Below are 16,609 nucleotides of genomic sequence, written 5' to 3'. Positions count from 1 at the left end.
AACTTAGCTCAGCAGTTGCTGGCGTCCGGCGCGGCGCTTCATTGGCGCCAGGGCCGTCAGATCGATTTCGATCAGGTACGGGCCGGGCTCCCGCTCCACCGACCGGGTGAACGCCCGGTCGAATCCGGCGACGTCGGACACCTTCTCGCCGGGCACGCCCATCGCCGCGGCCAGCGCCACGAAGTCGGGGGTGTGCAGGTCGACGTCGTTGCGGGCGCCGGCGAACGTGGCGTGCTGCACGTCGCGCAGCACCCCGTACCCGCGGTCGTTGAACACGCAGACAGTGACCGGCGCGCCCGCTTGCGCGAGCGTCGACAGCTCACCGATCGACAGCATGATGCCGCCGTCCCCGTGGATCACCACGGTCCGTTCCCGACTGCCGAGCGCGGCGCCGATCGCCAGCGGCAGCCCGGGGCCGATCGCGGCGCCCGCCGGATGCAGCGACGTGCGCGGCTCCAGGATCGGCAGCAGCCGGTCCCCCCACGCGTACGCGGGGACGGTCGAGTCGCGGACGACCACCCCGGCGCGCGGCAGCGTCCGGCGGATCGACGCCACGAGCGCTCGATGGTCCGGGCCGAGCGTCTCCAGGGCGTTCTCGCGCGCCTCCGCGGCGGCCTTGCGGGTCGTCACGCCCCAGTCCTCGGTGACGGAGGTGGTCGCGACGTGCTCGTCCAGTGCGCGGAGCGTCTCGCGGGCGTCGCCGTGCAGTGCGACGGCGGGCGGGTACGTACGGCCGAACACGCTCGCGTCGGCGTCGGCGTGGATCAGCCGGTCCGTGAGGCGCAGTCGCCACGCGTCGGTCGTGTACATCTGGAAGCGGGCGCCCACGGCCAGGACCACGTCGGCGTCCTCGACGACCTCGCGCAGGGGCGGGGTCGTGGCCAGCGGCCCGAGGCACAGCGGATGGTCCTCGGGCAGGACGCCGCGTCCCTGCACCGAGGTGACCACGGGGATCTCCAGGCGCTCGACCATGCGGCGCAGCTCAGGCCACGCGCCCGCGCTGAGCACGCCGCCGCCGGACCAGATCAGCGGACGCCGGGCGTCCGTCAGCAGGTCGGCCGCCGCACGCACCCGGTCCTCGGGCGGCAGCGCGCGCGGCGCCGGGGCGGGCACGGGGACCGTCACGTCCGCGGAGACGGTCGCGTACTGGAGGTCCACCGGGATCTCCACGGCGGTCGGCTGCGGCCAGCCGCGGCCCGTGGCGCGGCCCGCCGCGACGACGGTCTCCGCGATGTCCTCGGCGCGGCGCACCGACCACGCCTCGCGGGTCAGGGGGCGCAGCATCGCGAGCTGCTGCTCCGCCTCGTGCAGGTAGCCCTTGGCGCGGCCGAGGAAACCGGACTCGATCTGACCGGTGATGAGCAGCACGCGGGAACCGGAGAACTGTGCCTCGAACAGGCCGCCCATCGTGTTCGCCGTGCCGGGGCCGGTGGAGGCGAGCGCCACGCCGAGCCGTCCGGTGACGCGGGCGTAGCCGTCGGCGGCGTGCACCGCTGCTTGTTCGTGCCGGACGTTCACGACCTCGATACCGCCGTCGCGGCGCACCGCGTCCAGGATTGGGAGGTTGTGGACGCTCGCGACACCGAACAGCATCTCCACGCCGAGCGCCCGCAACGCCTCGACGACCAGGTCACCGCCCGTGCGCTCGCTCATCGCACACCCGCCGGGTCGGCGGCGTGCCGCTGGATCGCCTTCAGCTCCGTGAACTGGGTGATCCCGTAGGCGCCCAGCTCGCGGCCGTAGCCGGACTGCTTGTAGCCGCCGAACGGCGCGAGCCCGTTGAAGGGGGCGCCGTTGATCTCGATGCTGCCCGCCTCCATCCGCTCCGCGAACCGCAGCGCATGCTCCTCGTCGGCCGACCAGACCGCGCCCGCCAAACCGTACGGGGTGCCGTTGGCGATCGACAGCGCCTCGTCCTCCTCCACGTACGGGATCACCGCGAGCACCGGGCCGAAGACCTCCTGCTGCGCGAGCGCGATACGCGGGTCGCTGACCGCGAACGCGGTGGGGGACAGGAAGTAGCCGTCCCTCGGCAGCTCCGCGTCCGGATACGACCAGATCGTCCGGGCGCCGTCGACGAGCGCGCGCTCGATGTGCTCGGTCACCCGGTGCTGCTGGTTCCAGCTCGCGAGGGGGCCGACATCGGCGTCCGGGTCGCTGGACGGGCCGACCCGGTACGCCGCCATCGCCGCGGCGATCAGCTCCTCCGCGTCCGGCAGCGACTGGAACGGCACGAGCAGCCGGGACAGCGCCGTGCACGTCTGCCCCGTGTTGATCATCACGGACCGGACGACGCGTTCGACGGCGCCCGCGAGGTCACCGTCCGGCAACACCACCGCCGCGGACTTGCCGCCGAGTTCCAGCGTCACCCGTTTGATCGACGCGGCGGCGACCTCGGCGACCCGGCGGCCCGCGCGGGTCGAACCGGTCAGCGACACCATCGCGGTGCCGGGGTGCCGGGCCAGGTACTCGCCGACGTGCAGACCGTTGCCGAACAGCATGTTGAACGCCCCGGGCGGCGCGCCCGCCGCGTCGAACGCCTCGGCCAGCACGAACGCGTCCAGCGGCGCGACCTCGCTGGGCTTGAGCAGCACCGGGCAGCCCGCGGCGAGCGCCGGGCCGATCTTCGCGGCGGTCTGGAGCAGCGGGAAGTTCCACGGTGTCATCGCGGCGACCACACCGACGGGTTCGCGGAGCACGGTGGAGCGGCCGGACGGCGCGGTCCCGGCGAGCGGTGCGGCGAAGTCCACGTCGGCGACCGCGCGGGCGGTGTTGCGGAACGTTCCGATCGCGGTCCGCACCTGGTAGTTGCCGCAGTGCTTGCGGGGCATCCCCATCTCACTGGAGATCAGCTCGGCGAGGTCGTCGAGCCGCGCCTCCAACTCGTCGGCGACGCGTTCCAGCAACGCGGCCCGATCCTCGGGCGGCATCGCGCGCAGGACGGGACGGGCCCGCGTCGCGGCCTCGACCGCCCTGTCCATGTCCTCGGTCGCCGACTCGCGCACCGTGGCGACGCACTGCCCGGTCGAGGGGTCGATGACGGCGATGACGTCCTCGCCGTTGTTCTCGACCCACTTCCCGTCGATGTAGGTGTCCGCACGATGGTCCATGTCGCTCCGCTCACAAGTGTTCGGTGAGTCGAAGCCTAGAATCAGTCGCCGAAAACCTGTTGAGGTCGTGCCACCAAAGAAAACCGGCGGTCATTATGGGCCCGACACATGACGGCACTCGGTCATGCGAACAACCGTGCCCGCAGATCAGTCCTGGCCTCTTCCCGGTCGCGCCGCATCTGGATCGCGTCGTAGGCCATCAACGCGACATTGAGATCACCGATGTCGGTGATGCGGCGCATATCCCGTCCGGTGAGCGTGGCGATCTGCCGCAAACGGTAGGCCACCGTGTTCGGATGGACGAGGAGTTCCTCCGCCGTCCGCTGCAACGCCATATCGCAGTTGATGTACACCCGGAGCGTGTCGAGCAGATGCGGCTTCTCGACGAGCTGGCCGATGCGGGTCTCGATGAGCCGGTTCGACACCCACCGGTTGTGCGCCAGCAGCACTTCCAGGATCACGTCCGTGCACTGGGTGACCTGGCCGCGCTGGTCGCGGTAGATGCTGATCTCCAGCGCCGACAGCGCCTGCCGGCAGCTGTGCCCGGCCGCCGCCAGCGACGCGCCCGGCTCGCCCGCCGACACGAACAGCGACCGTCCCGGTTCGCCGTCCAGCATCTCGGTGAGCAGCGGGACGACGCCCGGCCCGGCGCGGTCCATCGGCACCAGCGCGAGCAGCACGCCGCGCCGCTCCCGCAGCAGGATCTCGCGGCGCGGGTCGTGCCGCCACAGCACCTCCATGACCCGGCGGCGGACCCGCGCCCACTGCTGCGCCGTCGGCGCCGGGTCGTGGTAGGCCGCGACCGCGCGGAACGGCTGGTGCGGGTTGATGTTGAGGGTCCTGGCCTGGTCGTTCACCGTGCTGGCGTCGACGGCGGCGCCCGAGATCAGGCAGCTCAGCAGGTCGGTGCTCACCCGCGCCTGCCAGCCCGCCAGCTCGTTGTAGGTGCTGGTGAACGCCTCGAGTTCGCGGGTGCAGAGCACGTCGAACAGCTCGGCGAGGCGCCCGAGCACGGCGCGGACGTCGTCCAGCCCGATGCCGTTTCCGTCCCTGTCGGCGTTCGCCAGGACGTGGTCGGTGACGACGCGTTCCAGCAGGCGCAGCCACTCGACGGCCTCCACCACCGACCGGCCCTGGAGCGCGACGCGCGAGCCGCGCGCGGACGACAGTTCGCCGACCGGGCCGTCGTCGGCGAGCCCCGCCGCGCACAGGCCGATGACGTTCACCGCCATTTCGAACGCCTCCACGGGCGCCTGGCGGTCGACGGCTCCGGAATCGGCCGCCGAGACGAACTGCCGGACGAACTCGTTCGCGAGCGCCGTCGAGGCCGATTCGAGGTTGCGGGCCACGGTCGCCAGCGGTTCGGCGATGGCGGCGGACATGTCGGACGGTGCCATGGTCACCTCCCCAGGCCCGGACCAGAGAGACCTGCGTCACCCGTTCCGGCCCGGGTTGTGGAGATGTATCACGCTATTTCATCCCACGTCAACGGCCTGTTGTCCGAAACGGCGATCGCCCCCGGTGAGTTCGGCCGGGCTCGGGACTGTGTCTCGCGCACAGGCCCCCTCAGCGACTTTTGTGACCCTGCCCTCATGACATATGTCAGCCCGTAAACGTTGACTGTGTCGTCATACGGCAACGGAGGGATGGTGGAGCGTGACGGCACGTACCTCCGCGACGAGCCTGCCGCCGGCCGGCGACGTCCGGAGCAGGCCGGCGCCGAGACGGCGGGCCCGACGGCCCGACTTCGTCACGATGGCGCTCGGGCTGCCGGTCGCCTTCATGGCGATCGTCTACGCCTATCCGGTGGGCGCGATGCTGCTGAAAAGCGTCACCGAGCCGAAACCCGGATTGGGGAACTTCCGGCGCGCGTTCACCGATGACGTGATCTGGGACGTCCTCGTCATCACCGTCCGGTTGTCGGCGGAGGTGGCACTGCTCACCGTCGTCCTCGGCTTTCCGGTGGCGTATTTCCTGTCGCGGACATCGAAACGCAAGGCCCGTTTCCTGGTACTTCTCGTGATCATCCCGTTCTGGACGAGCATCCTGGTACGGTCGTTCTCCTGGATCGTCCTGTTGGGTGACAACGGACTGGTGACCTCAATACTCGAACCGGTGACCGGAGACGCGCAGGGAATGCTGTACAGCGAAAGCGCTGTGGTCATAGCGATGACGCATATTCTGCTGCCGTTCCCGATTCTCATCATCAAGGGGACGCTCGACCAGATCGACTCCTCGCTGCCGCCCGCCGCCCGCTCGCTCGGCGCCGGTCCGCTACGCGCCTTCGCCCACGTGTACCTGCCGCTGGCGGTGCCCGCGATCGTCAGCAGCGGCATGCTCGTGTTCGTCATCGCGCTCGGCTTCTATGTGACGCCCGCGCTGGTCGGTGGGCCGAAACAGAGCACGATCGCGGTGGTGATCGCGCAGGCCGTCCAGGTGAACTTCGACTGGGGAATGGCCGCGGCGCTGGCCACGCTGCTGCTGGTGATCGCCACCACGCTCACCATGGTCGTACGGCGGTTGACCAAGGTGAAGGGCCTGGTGGCGCTGTGAGCACCATGACCGCGCCGACGACCCGCGACGGCGGCGAGACCAGGCCCGCGCGGCCCCCGGGACGGCGCCGCGACCGGCGCTCTCCCTCGACACCGCTGGAACGGGTGCTGCGCTGGGGCCTGCGCGTTCTGGTGACGCTGGTGCTCGGCTACCTCGTGACACCGATCGTGATCGTCGTCCTGGAGTCGTTCAACAGCGTCGACTACCTGTCCTTCCCGCTGGAGGGCTGGTCGCTGACGCACTACCGCAAGTTCTTCGCCGACTCCGCATGGGTCGACGCGACGCTGCTCAGCGCGCGGATCGCGGCCCTGGCCGCGCTGATCGCGACCGTCGTCGGGACCGTCGCCGCCTGGGGCCTGGCCCGCAGCAACGCCCGAGGGAAGGGCTTCGTCTTCGCGCTGCTCTACTCCCCGCTGCTGATCCCGATCATCGTGCTGGCGATGAGCTACTACTTCACCTTCGCCGACCTGAAGGTGATCGGGCACTGGCAGCTCATCTCGGTGGCGTACTCGGTGATGGGCATCCCGTACGTCCTGGTCGCGGTGTCGAACGCGCTCCAGCAGTTCGACCCCGAACTGGAGAACGCGGCCCGGACGCTCGGCGCCGGCATGACCCGCACCCTGCTGCGGATCACCCTTCCCTCGCTGACCTCGGCGATCTCGGCGGGCGCGCTGTTCGCGTTCGTGATCGCCTTCGACGAGGCCGTGATCATCCTGTTCGTCGGGGGCAGCGGCTCCGTCACGCTCCCGCGCATGCTGTGGGACAGCGTCCGCAACGACCTCACGCCCACGCTCGCCGTCGCCGGCACGATCCTCATCGTCGTCTGTGTGGGGCTGTTCCTCCTGTCCGAGCTGATCAAGATTCTTCGTGAACGGCGGGAGCGCCGATGACCGCGCCGATGACCAAGCCGACGACCGCGTCCACGACCACCGACCAGGTGGTCTTCGACGGGATCCACAAGTGGTACGGGGACTCGCCCGCCGTCCACGACTTCAACCTCGCGATCGCCAAGGGCGAGTTCGTCACCCTGCTCGGGCCGAGCGGTTCCGGCAAGACGACCAACCTGCGCATCCTCGCGGGCCTGGAGTCGGCGACCGCCGGTGAGGTGTACCTGGCCGGACGCGCCGTCACCGACGAAGTGCCGGAGAAGCGCAACATCGGGCTGGTCTTCCAGAACTACGCGCTGTTCCCGCACATGACCGTGGCGCAGAACATCGCGTTCCCGCTGCGGATGCGGCGGATGAAGAAGGACGACGCGGCGCGCGAGATCGACCGCGTACTGAAGATGACGCAGCTCACCGAGTTCCGGGACCGCTACCCCCGGCAACTGTCCGGCGGGCAGCAGCAGCGCGTCGCGCTCGCCCGCGCGTTCGTGTTCGACCCGAGCGTCCTGCTGATGGACGAGCCCCTCGGCGCCCTCGACCGCAACCTGCGCGACCACATGCGGCTGGAGCTGAAGAACCTCCAGCAGCGGATCGGCGCGACCGTCCTGTACGTCACCCACGACCAGGACGAGGCGCTCGCGCTGTCCGACCGGATCGGCGTCATGCACCGTGGCGTCCTCCAGCAGACCGCGCCGCCGGACGAGCTGTACGAGGAACCCGTCAACTCGTTCGTCGCCAAGTTCCTCGGCCAGTCGATCTGCCTGCCCGCCCGGCGGGTGGACGACGACGGCCGGCACACCGTCGTGGAAGTGGAGGGCATGGCCGGGCGTGTCCTGGTCGACAAGGACAACGACTGCTCGGCGGACCCCACCGGCGAGTTCATGATCCGTCCGGAACGGTTCCGGATCGGCTCCGACAAGCCGGACGCCGCCGAACGCAACGCGGTGAGCTGTACCGTCGCCGCCCACGTCTACCTCGGTCCACAGATCGAGGTGCATCTGCGGACGGCCGAGGGCGCAGAGCTTCAGGTGGTGGTGCCGTCCGCGCAGCGGGCCGACTACGACACCGGCTCGGCGCACTGGCTGAGCTGGGCGCCGGGTGACTGCCGCTTCCTCGCCCAGGTGACCTGACTCGCCGGACCGCCGCGACCGGAACGCCTCCCGCCACGACCTCTGTTCGTCATGCATGGATTTCGTACGGGAAGGGACGCAATGGATCTGACGGCACTCACGTGCTGTACCTGGCACATGGACGGCGACGTCGGCGTGCTCACCCTGAACCGGCCGGAACGCCTCAACGCGATCGCCAACACCGACATCGACGAGCTGGACCGCGTCCTCGCGTATGCGGGGAAGGAACCGTCCGTCCGGGCCGTGGTGATCACCGGCGCGGGGCGCGGCTTCTGCTCCGGCGCGGACGTCAAGGAATGGGCGGCCAAGGCGGACGCGGCCGAGGAGTCGTGGGCCGTGAAGATGCACCGCACGATCGCGCGGCTCTACTGGCTGCCGAAGCCGGTCATCGCGGCCGTGAACGGCGTCGCCGCCGGGTCGGGCTTCGACATCGCGCTCACCGCCGACATGCGGTTCGCGTCGACGGCTGCCCGGTTCGGCCAGGTCTACACCCAGCGCGGCATCTGCCCGGACGCAGGAGGTTCGTACCTGCTGCCGCGGATCGTCGGCGAGACCCGCGCCGCCGAACTCATCTACACCGGCCGGATCATCGACGCGGACGAGGCGCTGCGCATCGGCGTCGTCAGCGATGTCGTCCCGCCCGAGGAGCTGATGGACCGCGCGCTGGAACAGGCGCGGATCTTCGCGGCCGGTCCGACCGTGGCGATCGGGGAGGCGAAGCGGAACATCCGGGCGGGGCACACGCTCGGGATCGAGGAGGCGCTGCGCAACGAGCACCGTGGCGCGCTGCTCTGCGTGCACACCGAGGACAAGGCCGAGGGCCTCGCCGCCGCGATCGAGAAGCGCCGTCCCGTCTTCGTGGGGCGCTGATGACCACCCGGGCCACGTCCGCGCGGGAGACGACCGGTCACCGGCTCGACCGGTTGTTCCGGCCCGCCAGCGTCGCCGTCGTCGGCGCGTCGCCGAAGGGCGGGTACGGGCTGCGGACGCTGCGGAACACGCGCGCCGTCGGGTTCACCGGCCGGCTGTACGCCGTCCACCCGTCGCACCCGGAGGTGGACGGCGTGGCGGCCTACCCGTCGCTGAGCGACCTGCCGGAGGTGCCGGACGCGGTGGCCGCCGCGATCCCGGCGCCGGGCGTTCCGGCGCTCGCGGCGGAGGCGGCCCGGCTCCGCGTGGGCGGCATGGTCGTGTACGGCGCCGGGTTCGCCGAACGGGACGCGGAGGGACGCCGCCGCCAGGACGATCTCGTCGCCGCGACCGAGGGCCGTCTGCCGCTGATCGGGCCGAACTGCCTCGGCCTCGCCAGTTACCGGGGACGCGCCGCGCTGTGGGGCATCGAGATGCCGTACGTGCACGCGGGCGCCGACGGCACGGTGGCGCTCGCTGCGCAGAGCGGAAACATGGCGTTGACGACGATGCTGTCCGGGCGGCTCCCGGCGGTCGCCTACGGGGTGTCGGCCGGGAACCAGGCCGTTCTCGACCTGTCCGACTGCCTGGAGTACTTCCTCACCGACCCCGCCGTGAAGGTCGTCTGCCTCGTCATGGAGGGTCTGGCCGACACGGGCCGGTTCCGGGCGCTGGCGGAACGGGCCGCGGAGCTGGACGTGTCCGTCATCGCGCTGAAGATGGGCCGGTCCGCGGTCGGCGAGGCCGCGGCGATCGCGCACACCGGCACGCTCGCCGGACGGGACGCCACCTACGACGCGCTGTTCCGGCAGACCGGTGTGCACCGCGTCCACGACCTCGACGAGATGATCGCGCTCTGCACGCTGCTCGCCGCACAGCGCCGGCCACGCGGCAGCGCCATCGGGGTGTTCGCCAGCTCCGGCGGCGAGTGCGGGCTGATCGCCGACCTCGCCGAGGACACCGGCGTTCCGCTGGCCGCGTTCGACGACGCCGCCGAGTCCGCGCTGGCCGACGCGCTGCCGCCGTACATGGCGGTGCACAACCCCCTCGACCTCGGCGCGAACGCGTGGGGCGACCAGGACGTGTACCGCGCCGCCACCCGCGCGATGGGCGAGTGCCCGAACGTCGACGTCGTCGTCTTCTCCGGCGACGCCCCCGCGCACTCCGACCCGCTGGACGAGATCGGCTGGACGGAGATGATCAGCGGCGCGGGTGAGGCCGCCGCCGAGCTGGACGTGCCGGTCGTGCTGATGACGATGGCCACCGACCTCGCTCCGGGGCTCACCGACCTGGCCGCGCGGCACGGAATCGTGCTGCTCGCCGGGACGCGTCCGGCCCTGCGCGCCGTCGCGCTCGCGGGCACGCCGCGTCCGCCCGCGAGCGCCGACGACGCGTCCCCCGACACGTCCGACACGGATGCGGACACCCGGCAGCGCGCGTCCGAGATTCTCGACACTCACGACGGGACACTGCCCGAGGCCGACGCGAAGCGGCTGCTCGCGCTCTACGGAATCGCGTCGCCTCCCGGTGACGTGGCCGCCGACGCGGACGCCGCCGCCGTGATCGCCGCCCGGATCGGCTACCCGGTGGTGTGCAAGGTCCACACGCCGGAGATCGCCCACAAGTCCGACATCGGCGGTGTCGAGGTCGGGCTGGCCGACGAACAGGCGCTGCGCGACGCCGTGGCCCGCATCCGGAGCCGCACCGGGGCCGCGCATCCATTGCTCGTGGAACGGATGGCGGAGCCGGGCATCGAGCTGATCGTCGGCGGGCGCAACGACGTCGCCGGGTCGCTGGTCGTGATCGGCGCGGGCGGCGTCCTCACCGAACTGCTCGGCGACGCGGCGGCCCTGCTTTGGCCGTTCGACCGCGCGGACGTGCACGCCGCGCTCGACCGGCTCAAGGTCGGCGCGCTGCTCGGCGGCCTGCGCGGCGCCGCGCCCGCCGACATGGACGCGCTCGCCGACACCGCGATCCGGGTCGGACGGCTGCTCGCCGACTTTCCCCGGATCGCCGAAATCGACGTCAACCCGCTGCTGTGCCGACCGGACGGGTGCCTCGCGCTCGACGCCCTGGTCGTCCCCGCCGCGAACCCGAAAGGACGGCCGAACTGATGGACTTCGCGATTCCCGACCATCTCGTGGAGTTCCGCGACACGGTTCGCAGGTTCACCGAGACCGAACTGATTCCGCACGAGGACTATGTGGAGGAGCACGACGGCCTCCCCGAAGAGGTCGAACGGCGCATCCGGGAACGGGCCCGCGCCATCGGGCTGAACTCGATGGGGATGCCCGAAGAAGTCGGCGGCGGCGGAATGGACGTGCTCAGCCAGGTCCTGGTCACCGAGGAACTGTTCCGCGCGCTCGGCGGCCTCGCCGAGGTCGTGCCGACGACACCGAGTGTTCTGCTCGCCTGCGACGACGAGCAGCGCGAACGGTTCCTGATCCCGTGCGTGCGCGGCGACGTCCAATGGTGTTTCGCGCTCACCGAACCCGACACCGGATCGGACGCCGCGAACATTCGCACCCGCGCGGAACTGCGCGACGGCTCCTGGATCATCAACGGCCGGAAACGGTTCATCAGCCACGGCGACACCGCCGACTTCGCCATCGTCTTCGCGCTGACCCACCCCGACCGCGAGCAGGACCGCATCACCGCGTTCCTGGTCGAGAAGGGCACGCCTGGGTTCAGCGTCGGACAACTCCACAAGACGATGGGCCACCGCGGCTACCGCCAGGCGGAACTCGTGTTCGACGACTGCGCCGTCCCCGAGGGGAACGTGCTCGGCGAGCCCGGTCACGGTTTCAGCCTCGGGCACGGCGCGCTGAGCAGCGGCCGGATCATGACGGCCGCCCGCTGCCTCGGCCCCATGGCCCGGCTCATCGACGACGGCGTGGAGTGGGCGGAACAGCGCGTCCAGTTCGGCCGTCCCATCGCCGACTACCAGGCGATCCAGTTCATGCTCGCCGACTGCGCCACGGACCTGCACGCGTCCCGGCTGATGACCTACGAGGCGGCCTGGTCGGTCGACCAGGGCGCGGCGCCCAAGATCGTCCACGCGAAGGCGGCCACGGCGAAGCTGTTCGCCAGCGAGGCCCTCGGCCGGGTCGCCGACCGGGTCCTCCAGATCTTCGGCGGTACCGGCTACATGAACGAGACGTACGTCGAACGCGCGTACCGTAACGCCCGCATCGAACGGATATGGGAAGGCACCTCCGAAATCCAACGCATCATCATCGCCCGCAACCTGCTCAAACGAGGCATGTTCCGCTGAATCACCCTTCGACCAGGTCACCATCCCTGAGTTCCGCGCCATCCCCCACCAAAGGACGATTCCATGAAGTTCCCCGGAAGATCACAGAGTTACTCGCCGTCGCGCCGTGACGTGCTGCGCGGCGGCGTCCTGCTCGCGGGCGGCCTCGCCGCCGCGCCGGTGCTCGGCGCCTGCGGCGGCTCCGACGACAAGGGCGGCGGCAGCAAGAAGGTCGTCGTCGCCGACTGGGGCGGCGCGCTCGTCGAGGCGGAGAAGAAGTACATCTTCGAGCCGTTCAGCAAGGAGACCGGGATCGAGGTCGTGGTGGCCGGCCCGCCGACCCCCGCCAAGATCAAGGCGATGGTCGAGACCGGCAACATCGAATGGGACCTCATCGCCGGTGGCCCCAGCACGGTTTTGCCCATCGGCCGCAAGTACTTCGAGCCGCTGCCCGACCGGCTGCTCAACATCCCCGGCATCGACCCGGCGTACGTGGACAAGAACTGGCTCACGTACTACCTGTTCTCCATCGTCATGGCCTGGAACACCTCGGTCGTCGGCGCCGGAAAGAAGATGCAGAGCTGGGCCGACTTCTGGGACACCGAGAAATTCCCCGGCCGCCGCTCGCTGCGCGGCGCCGACAACGGCGTCCCGCCTGACATGGAGTTCGCCGTGCTCGCCGACGGCGTCGACATGAAGGCCGTGTACCCGATCGACGTGGACCGCGCGTTCCGCAGTTTCGACAAGCTGAAGCCGAACGTCCCGCAGTGGTGGACGTCCGGTGCCCAGCCCGGCCAGATGCTCGTCAGCAAGCAGGTCGGCGCGACCAGCATCTTCTCCGGACGCATCGGCGCGCTGAAGAAGGGCGGCGCGCCGCTCGAATTCACCTGGAACGGCGGCATGTTCCAGCTCGCCGCCTGGTCGGTCGTCAAGGACGCGCCGAACAAGGAGAACGCCTTCAAGCTGATGGAGTTCTCCGTCCGGCCCGAGATCCAGGCGAGCGTCTGGAGCAAGTACCCGAACGGCCCGTCGAACGCGAAGGCCCTCGACCTGATGGACAAGGAGTTCGCGAAGACGCTGCCCTCGCACCCGCAGAACGTGGAGGTGCAGTTCCTCCAGGACAGCGAATGGTGGGGCTCGAACCGTGACGCCGTCCTGAAGCGGTTCCAGGAATTCGCGAAGTCCTGAGGCACCCCCGAACGCACCGAGGAGAACGAGCAGTGGAATCACTGGCAGAGCGCGCCTATCTCGTCACCGGAGGCGGTACCGGCATAGGCGCGGCCACCGCCCTCCATCTGGCCGCCCTCGGTGCGTCGGTGACCGTGATCGGACGCCGCGCGGAACCCCTCCAGAAGATCGCGGACGAGGTGAGGCGCCAGGGCGGCGACGCCCTGGCGCACACCGCCGACGTCCGCGACCCCGCCGCCGTCGAGGCGGCCGTCGACGCCGCCATGGACCGCTTCGGCAGGATCGACGGCCTGGTCAACAACGCGGCGGGCAATTTCGTCACCCCGGCGGAGAAGCTGTCGCCGAACGGGTGGCGGGCCGTGGTCGACATCGTCCTCAACGGGACGTGGAACTGCACCTCCGCGGTGGCGCGCCGCATGATCGAGGCGAACCGTCCCGGCTCGATCGTCAGCGTGATCGCCACCTACGCCTGGACGGGCCACCCCGGCACCGTCCACAGCGCCGCCGCCAAGGCGGGCGTCGTGGCCATGACCCGCACGCTCGCCGTCGAATGGGCCCGCTACGACATCCGCCTGAACTGCATCGCGCCCGGCCCCACCGAAACAGAGGGCGCGGGCAACGCCCTGTGGGCCGAACAGGAGGACCGTGACCGGGTCCTGGCGTCCGTTCCGCTACGCCGTTTCGCCGGAGCCTCCGAGGTCGGCGACCTCATCGGCCTCCTCCTCAGCGACCGCGCCGCCTACATCACCGGCACGACCCTGACGGCGGACGGCGGCCAGTCCCTGGGCCCCCAAATCTACGGCCCACCCCTCGAAACGAACGACGCCTCACCGGCTCATCACTGACAACGTGAAACGTCCCGTCGGGTCCGCAGCGATCGCGGACCGGGCGGGACGTTTCGCGTGTTTCAGCCGGTGAGGTCGCTCGGTTCGGAGTCGGCGCGGTCGACGTCGAGGGTGTCGGCGAGCAGGCCGCGGGTGTAGGGGTGCTGCGGTGCGTTGAGGACCGACTCGACGGCACCCGACTCCACGACGCGGCCCTGGCTCAGGACGACGACCCGGTCGCCGATGCTGCGCACGACGGCGAGGTTGTGCGTAATGAAGATCATGCTCAGCCCGTCGTCCTGGAGCGAGCGGAGCAGTTCGACGACGGAGGCCTGGACGGAGACGTCCAGCCCCGAGGTGACCTCGTCGCAGATCAGCAGCGAAGGGTTGCAGGCGAGGGCACGGGCGATCGCGACCCGCTGGCGCTGACCGCCCGACAGTTCCGCCGGGTAGCGGTCCGCGAGCCGCCACGGGATCTCCACCCGCTCCAGGGCCTCCTGCGCCTTGGTGCGGGCGGCCTTGCCCCGTTCCCCGTAGAAGTGCCGGAGCGGCACCGTCACCGCGGTGGCGATGGTCTCGCGGGGGTTCAGGGAACCGTAGGGGTTCTGGAAGACGTACTGCATCTGCTGCTTGATCGCCTTGGACCGGTCACGCAGCCGCGGCGGGAGCGGCTTGCCGTTCATCTCGAACTCGCCGGTCTGGTCCTCGTGGAGCCCGATCAGGCAGCGGGACATGGTCGTCTTGCCGCTGCCCGACTCGCCCACGATGCCCACGCACTCGCCGGGAGCGACGTCGAAGGAGATGTCGTACAGGACCTGCGACCGGCCGTAGGAGGCGTTCAGGTTCCGCACGCTGAGGACGGACTTCTTCTCCTCCCGGCCCTCGACGAGGCGAAGGGGCTCCTTGACCTGGCCCGTCCTGTTCTTCCGCACGTGCTCGACGCGGATACAGCGCGCCTCACCGCCCGCGGACGTGGCGACCATCGGGGGCGGGGACTCGCGACAGGCGTCCTCGACGAAGCCGCAGCGGTCCGCGAACACGCAACCGTCGAACTTGGTTCCCGGCGCCGGGGCCCGGCCGGGGATGGCGACGAGTGCCAACCGCTGCCGTGTCGACGGCACCGAGTCGAGCAGCGCGATGGAGTAGGGGTGCGCGGCGGACTGCAACACCTCTTCGTGCGTCCCCGTCTCCAGGATCTTCCCGGCGTACATCACGGTCACCAGGTCGCCGACCGTCCCGACGACGGCGAGGTCGTGCGAGACGAAGACGGCGGCCATGCCGTTGTCCGCGCAGAGCTGGGCGACCATCTCCAGGACCCTCGCCTGGGTGGAGACGTCCAGACCGGTCGTCGGCTCGTCGAAGACGATCAGTTTCGGCTTCTTCGCCACGGCCATGGCGATCGCCACGCGCTGCTGCTGGCCGCCCGACAGTTCCTGCGGGTGACGTCGCAGGAACGCGTCGTCCGAGGGCAGGCCGACGGTTTCGAGGACCTCGCGGATTCGCGGCAGGTTCTCCTTCTTGTCGCCGACCAGGCCCTCGGTCAGTTGGGTGCCGATCCGCATCGCCGGGTTCAGCGCCGTCGCGGGGTCCTGGGGCACGAAGCCGATCAGTTTCTTGCGCGCCTCGCGCAGGTCGTTCGGCGCGAGCGAGAGCAGGTCGACATCGCCCACCTCGACCTTGCCGCCGACGATGTTCGCGCCCTTCTTGGCGAAGCCGAGCAGCGCGAGCCCGACCGTGCTCTTGCCCGAGCCCGACTCGCCGACGAGGCCCATGACCTGGCCGCTCTCCAGACTGAACGAGACATCGTCGACGATCACACTGCCGTCGTCGAGCGCGACGGTGAGGCCGGTGACTTCGACCGCCTTCATGAACGAGCCCCTTCGGTGCGGCCGATCACGCGCGCGGCGCCCTCGGCGAAGAGATTGCCGCCGATCGTGAACAGGGCGACGCAGGCGGCGGGAATGAGGACGGCGAGCGGCTGGATGGCGAGACCGTCCTTGTTCTCGCTGACCATGAGGCCCCAGTCGGCGTCGGGCGGCTGGACGCCGAAGCCGAGGAAGCTCAGCGAGGCGAGGCCGACGACCGACCACATGAGCCGGAGCCCGATCTCGACCATGAGCGGGGACGTCACGCTCGGCAGCACCTCGCGCATGAGGATGTGGCGGGACGACAGCCCGATCGTCCGCGCCCACATGACGTGTTCGCGGCGCATCACCGGACGGGCCGCGCCGCGCATGACGCGCGCCATGCCGGGCGTGAGACCGATCGCCACGAGGACCACCAGGATCCACCGGCTCGGGCCGACCATCGAGATGAACAGGATCGCCATGATGATCGTCGGGAAGGTCAGCAGGACGTCCACGACCCGCATCAGCAGCGTGTCGACGATCCCGCCGGCGAAGGCCGCGACCAGCCCGATGGCGGTGCCGAGGATCACGCCGCCGGCGGTGGCGGCGAGGCCCATCCAGGTCAGGTTGATACCGCCGCTGAGGATGCGGGAGACGATGTCCCGGCCCAGCGAGTCGGCGCCGAGCAGCAGGCCGTCCCCGGGCGGGGCGTACGGTTTCGCGATGACCGCGGTCGGCGAGTGCGGCGTGAGAAAGGGACCGATGATCGCGAAAAGGATCATGGTCACCAACATGATCAGCCCGACCCGGGTCTGCCGGGAGGTCAGGACACGCCGGGTGAGATTCTGCGGTGGAGCCTGAACACCCTGCTCCCTGGGTCGCGTTCGGATCACGGCCGCACGCTCCTTCTT

The 16,609-nt window shown here is 70.4% G+C and carries 13 protein-coding genes; 8 read left to right on the top strand and 5 right to left on the bottom strand.

Going from position 1 to position 16,609, the window contains the following annotated elements:
• Positions 1–3 precede the first annotated feature (3 nt).
• The 3 genes from BZB76_RS01985 to BZB76_RS01975 all read right to left on the bottom strand — a co-directional run bounded on the left by BZB76_RS01985 (position 4) and on the right by BZB76_RS01975 (position 4,507).
• On the bottom strand, positions 4–1,653 hold the full coding sequence (locus tag BZB76_RS01985) for a thiamine pyrophosphate-binding protein (protein ID WP_121432573.1): 1,650 nt from the start codon (positions 1,651–1,653) through the stop codon (positions 4–6).
• Complete coding sequence (locus BZB76_RS01980; protein WP_121432572.1) at positions 1,650–3,110, bottom strand: aldehyde dehydrogenase family protein; 1,461 nt, start codon at positions 3,108–3,110, stop codon at positions 1,650–1,652. Before BZB76_RS01980 ends, BZB76_RS01985 begins: the two co-directional genes overlap by 4 nt.
• Positions 3,111–3,232: 122 nt before the next feature.
• The gene (locus BZB76_RS01975) at positions 3,233–4,507 is read right to left on the bottom strand and encodes a PucR family transcriptional regulator (RefSeq protein WP_121432571.1); all 1,275 of its coding nucleotides are present in this window, start codon (positions 4,505–4,507) and stop codon (positions 3,233–3,235) included.
• Between the two features lie 259 nt (positions 4,508–4,766).
• On the opposite strand from BZB76_RS01975, the gene BZB76_RS01970 reads away from it, so the two are divergent.
• The 8 genes from BZB76_RS01970 (at position 4,767) to BZB76_RS01935 (ending at position 13,872) form a co-directional block, all read left to right on the top strand.
• Positions 4,767–5,663, top strand: a complete 897-nt coding sequence (locus tag BZB76_RS01970) for an ABC transporter permease (RefSeq protein ID WP_147449279.1) — start codon at positions 4,767–4,769, stop codon at positions 5,661–5,663.
• 5 nt (positions 5,664–5,668) lie between these two features.
• Positions 5,669–6,553, top strand: a complete 885-nt coding sequence (locus BZB76_RS01965; RefSeq protein ID WP_246006789.1) for an ABC transporter permease — start codon at positions 5,669–5,671, stop codon at positions 6,551–6,553.
• A complete protein-coding gene (locus tag BZB76_RS01960) occupies positions 6,550–7,677 on the top strand; it encodes an ABC transporter ATP-binding protein (protein ID WP_121432568.1) in 1,128 nt (375 codons plus the stop codon). The genes BZB76_RS01965 and BZB76_RS01960 overlap by 4 nt, the downstream gene beginning before the upstream one ends.
• An 81-nt stretch (positions 7,678–7,758) precedes the next feature.
• Complete coding sequence (locus BZB76_RS01955) at positions 7,759–8,547, top strand: enoyl-CoA hydratase/isomerase family protein (protein WP_170180474.1); 789 nt, start codon at positions 7,759–7,761, stop codon at positions 8,545–8,547.
• Positions 8,547–10,700, top strand: a complete 2,154-nt coding sequence (locus BZB76_RS01950; protein WP_121432566.1) for an acetate--CoA ligase family protein — start codon at positions 8,547–8,549, stop codon at positions 10,698–10,700. The genes BZB76_RS01955 and BZB76_RS01950 overlap by 1 nt, the downstream gene beginning before the upstream one ends.
• The gene (locus BZB76_RS01945; protein WP_121432565.1) at positions 10,700–11,860 is read left to right on the top strand and encodes an acyl-CoA dehydrogenase family protein; all 1,161 of its coding nucleotides are present in this window, start codon (positions 10,700–10,702) and stop codon (positions 11,858–11,860) included. The genes BZB76_RS01950 and BZB76_RS01945 overlap by 1 nt, the downstream gene beginning before the upstream one ends.
• Positions 11,861–11,923: 63 nt before the next feature.
• Entirely contained in the window at positions 11,924–13,027 is a 1,104-nt protein-coding gene (locus tag BZB76_RS01940; protein ID WP_121432564.1) for an ABC transporter substrate-binding protein, read from the top strand.
• Between the two features lie 32 nt (positions 13,028–13,059).
• On the top strand, positions 13,060–13,872 hold the full coding sequence (locus BZB76_RS01935) for an SDR family oxidoreductase (RefSeq protein WP_211342777.1): 813 nt from the start codon (positions 13,060–13,062) through the stop codon (positions 13,870–13,872).
• Positions 13,873–13,934: 62 nt separating this feature from the next.
• Here BZB76_RS01935 and BZB76_RS01930 read toward each other — a convergent pair whose 3' ends face one another.
• Both BZB76_RS01930 and BZB76_RS01925 read right to left on the bottom strand, forming a co-directional pair.
• A complete protein-coding gene (locus BZB76_RS01930; RefSeq protein WP_121432562.1) occupies positions 13,935–15,719 on the bottom strand; it encodes an ABC transporter ATP-binding protein in 1,785 nt (594 codons plus the stop codon).
• Positions 15,716–16,591 carry an ABC transporter permease gene (locus BZB76_RS01925; RefSeq protein ID WP_211342776.1) on the bottom strand — a complete coding sequence of 292 codons (876 nt, stop codon included), beginning with the start codon at positions 16,589–16,591 and terminating at the stop codon, positions 15,716–15,718. Before BZB76_RS01925 ends, BZB76_RS01930 begins: the two co-directional genes overlap by 4 nt.
• Positions 16,592–16,609 lie beyond the last annotated feature (18 nt).

Source organism: Actinomadura pelletieri DSM 43383 (genome assembly GCF_003634705.1).
GTDB classification, from domain to species: Bacteria; Actinomycetota; Actinomycetes; order Streptosporangiales; family Streptosporangiaceae; genus Spirillospora; species Spirillospora pelletieri.
Note: the sequence above shows the minus strand (reverse complement) of the source record. Positions and strands in the feature narration are given on the sequence as shown.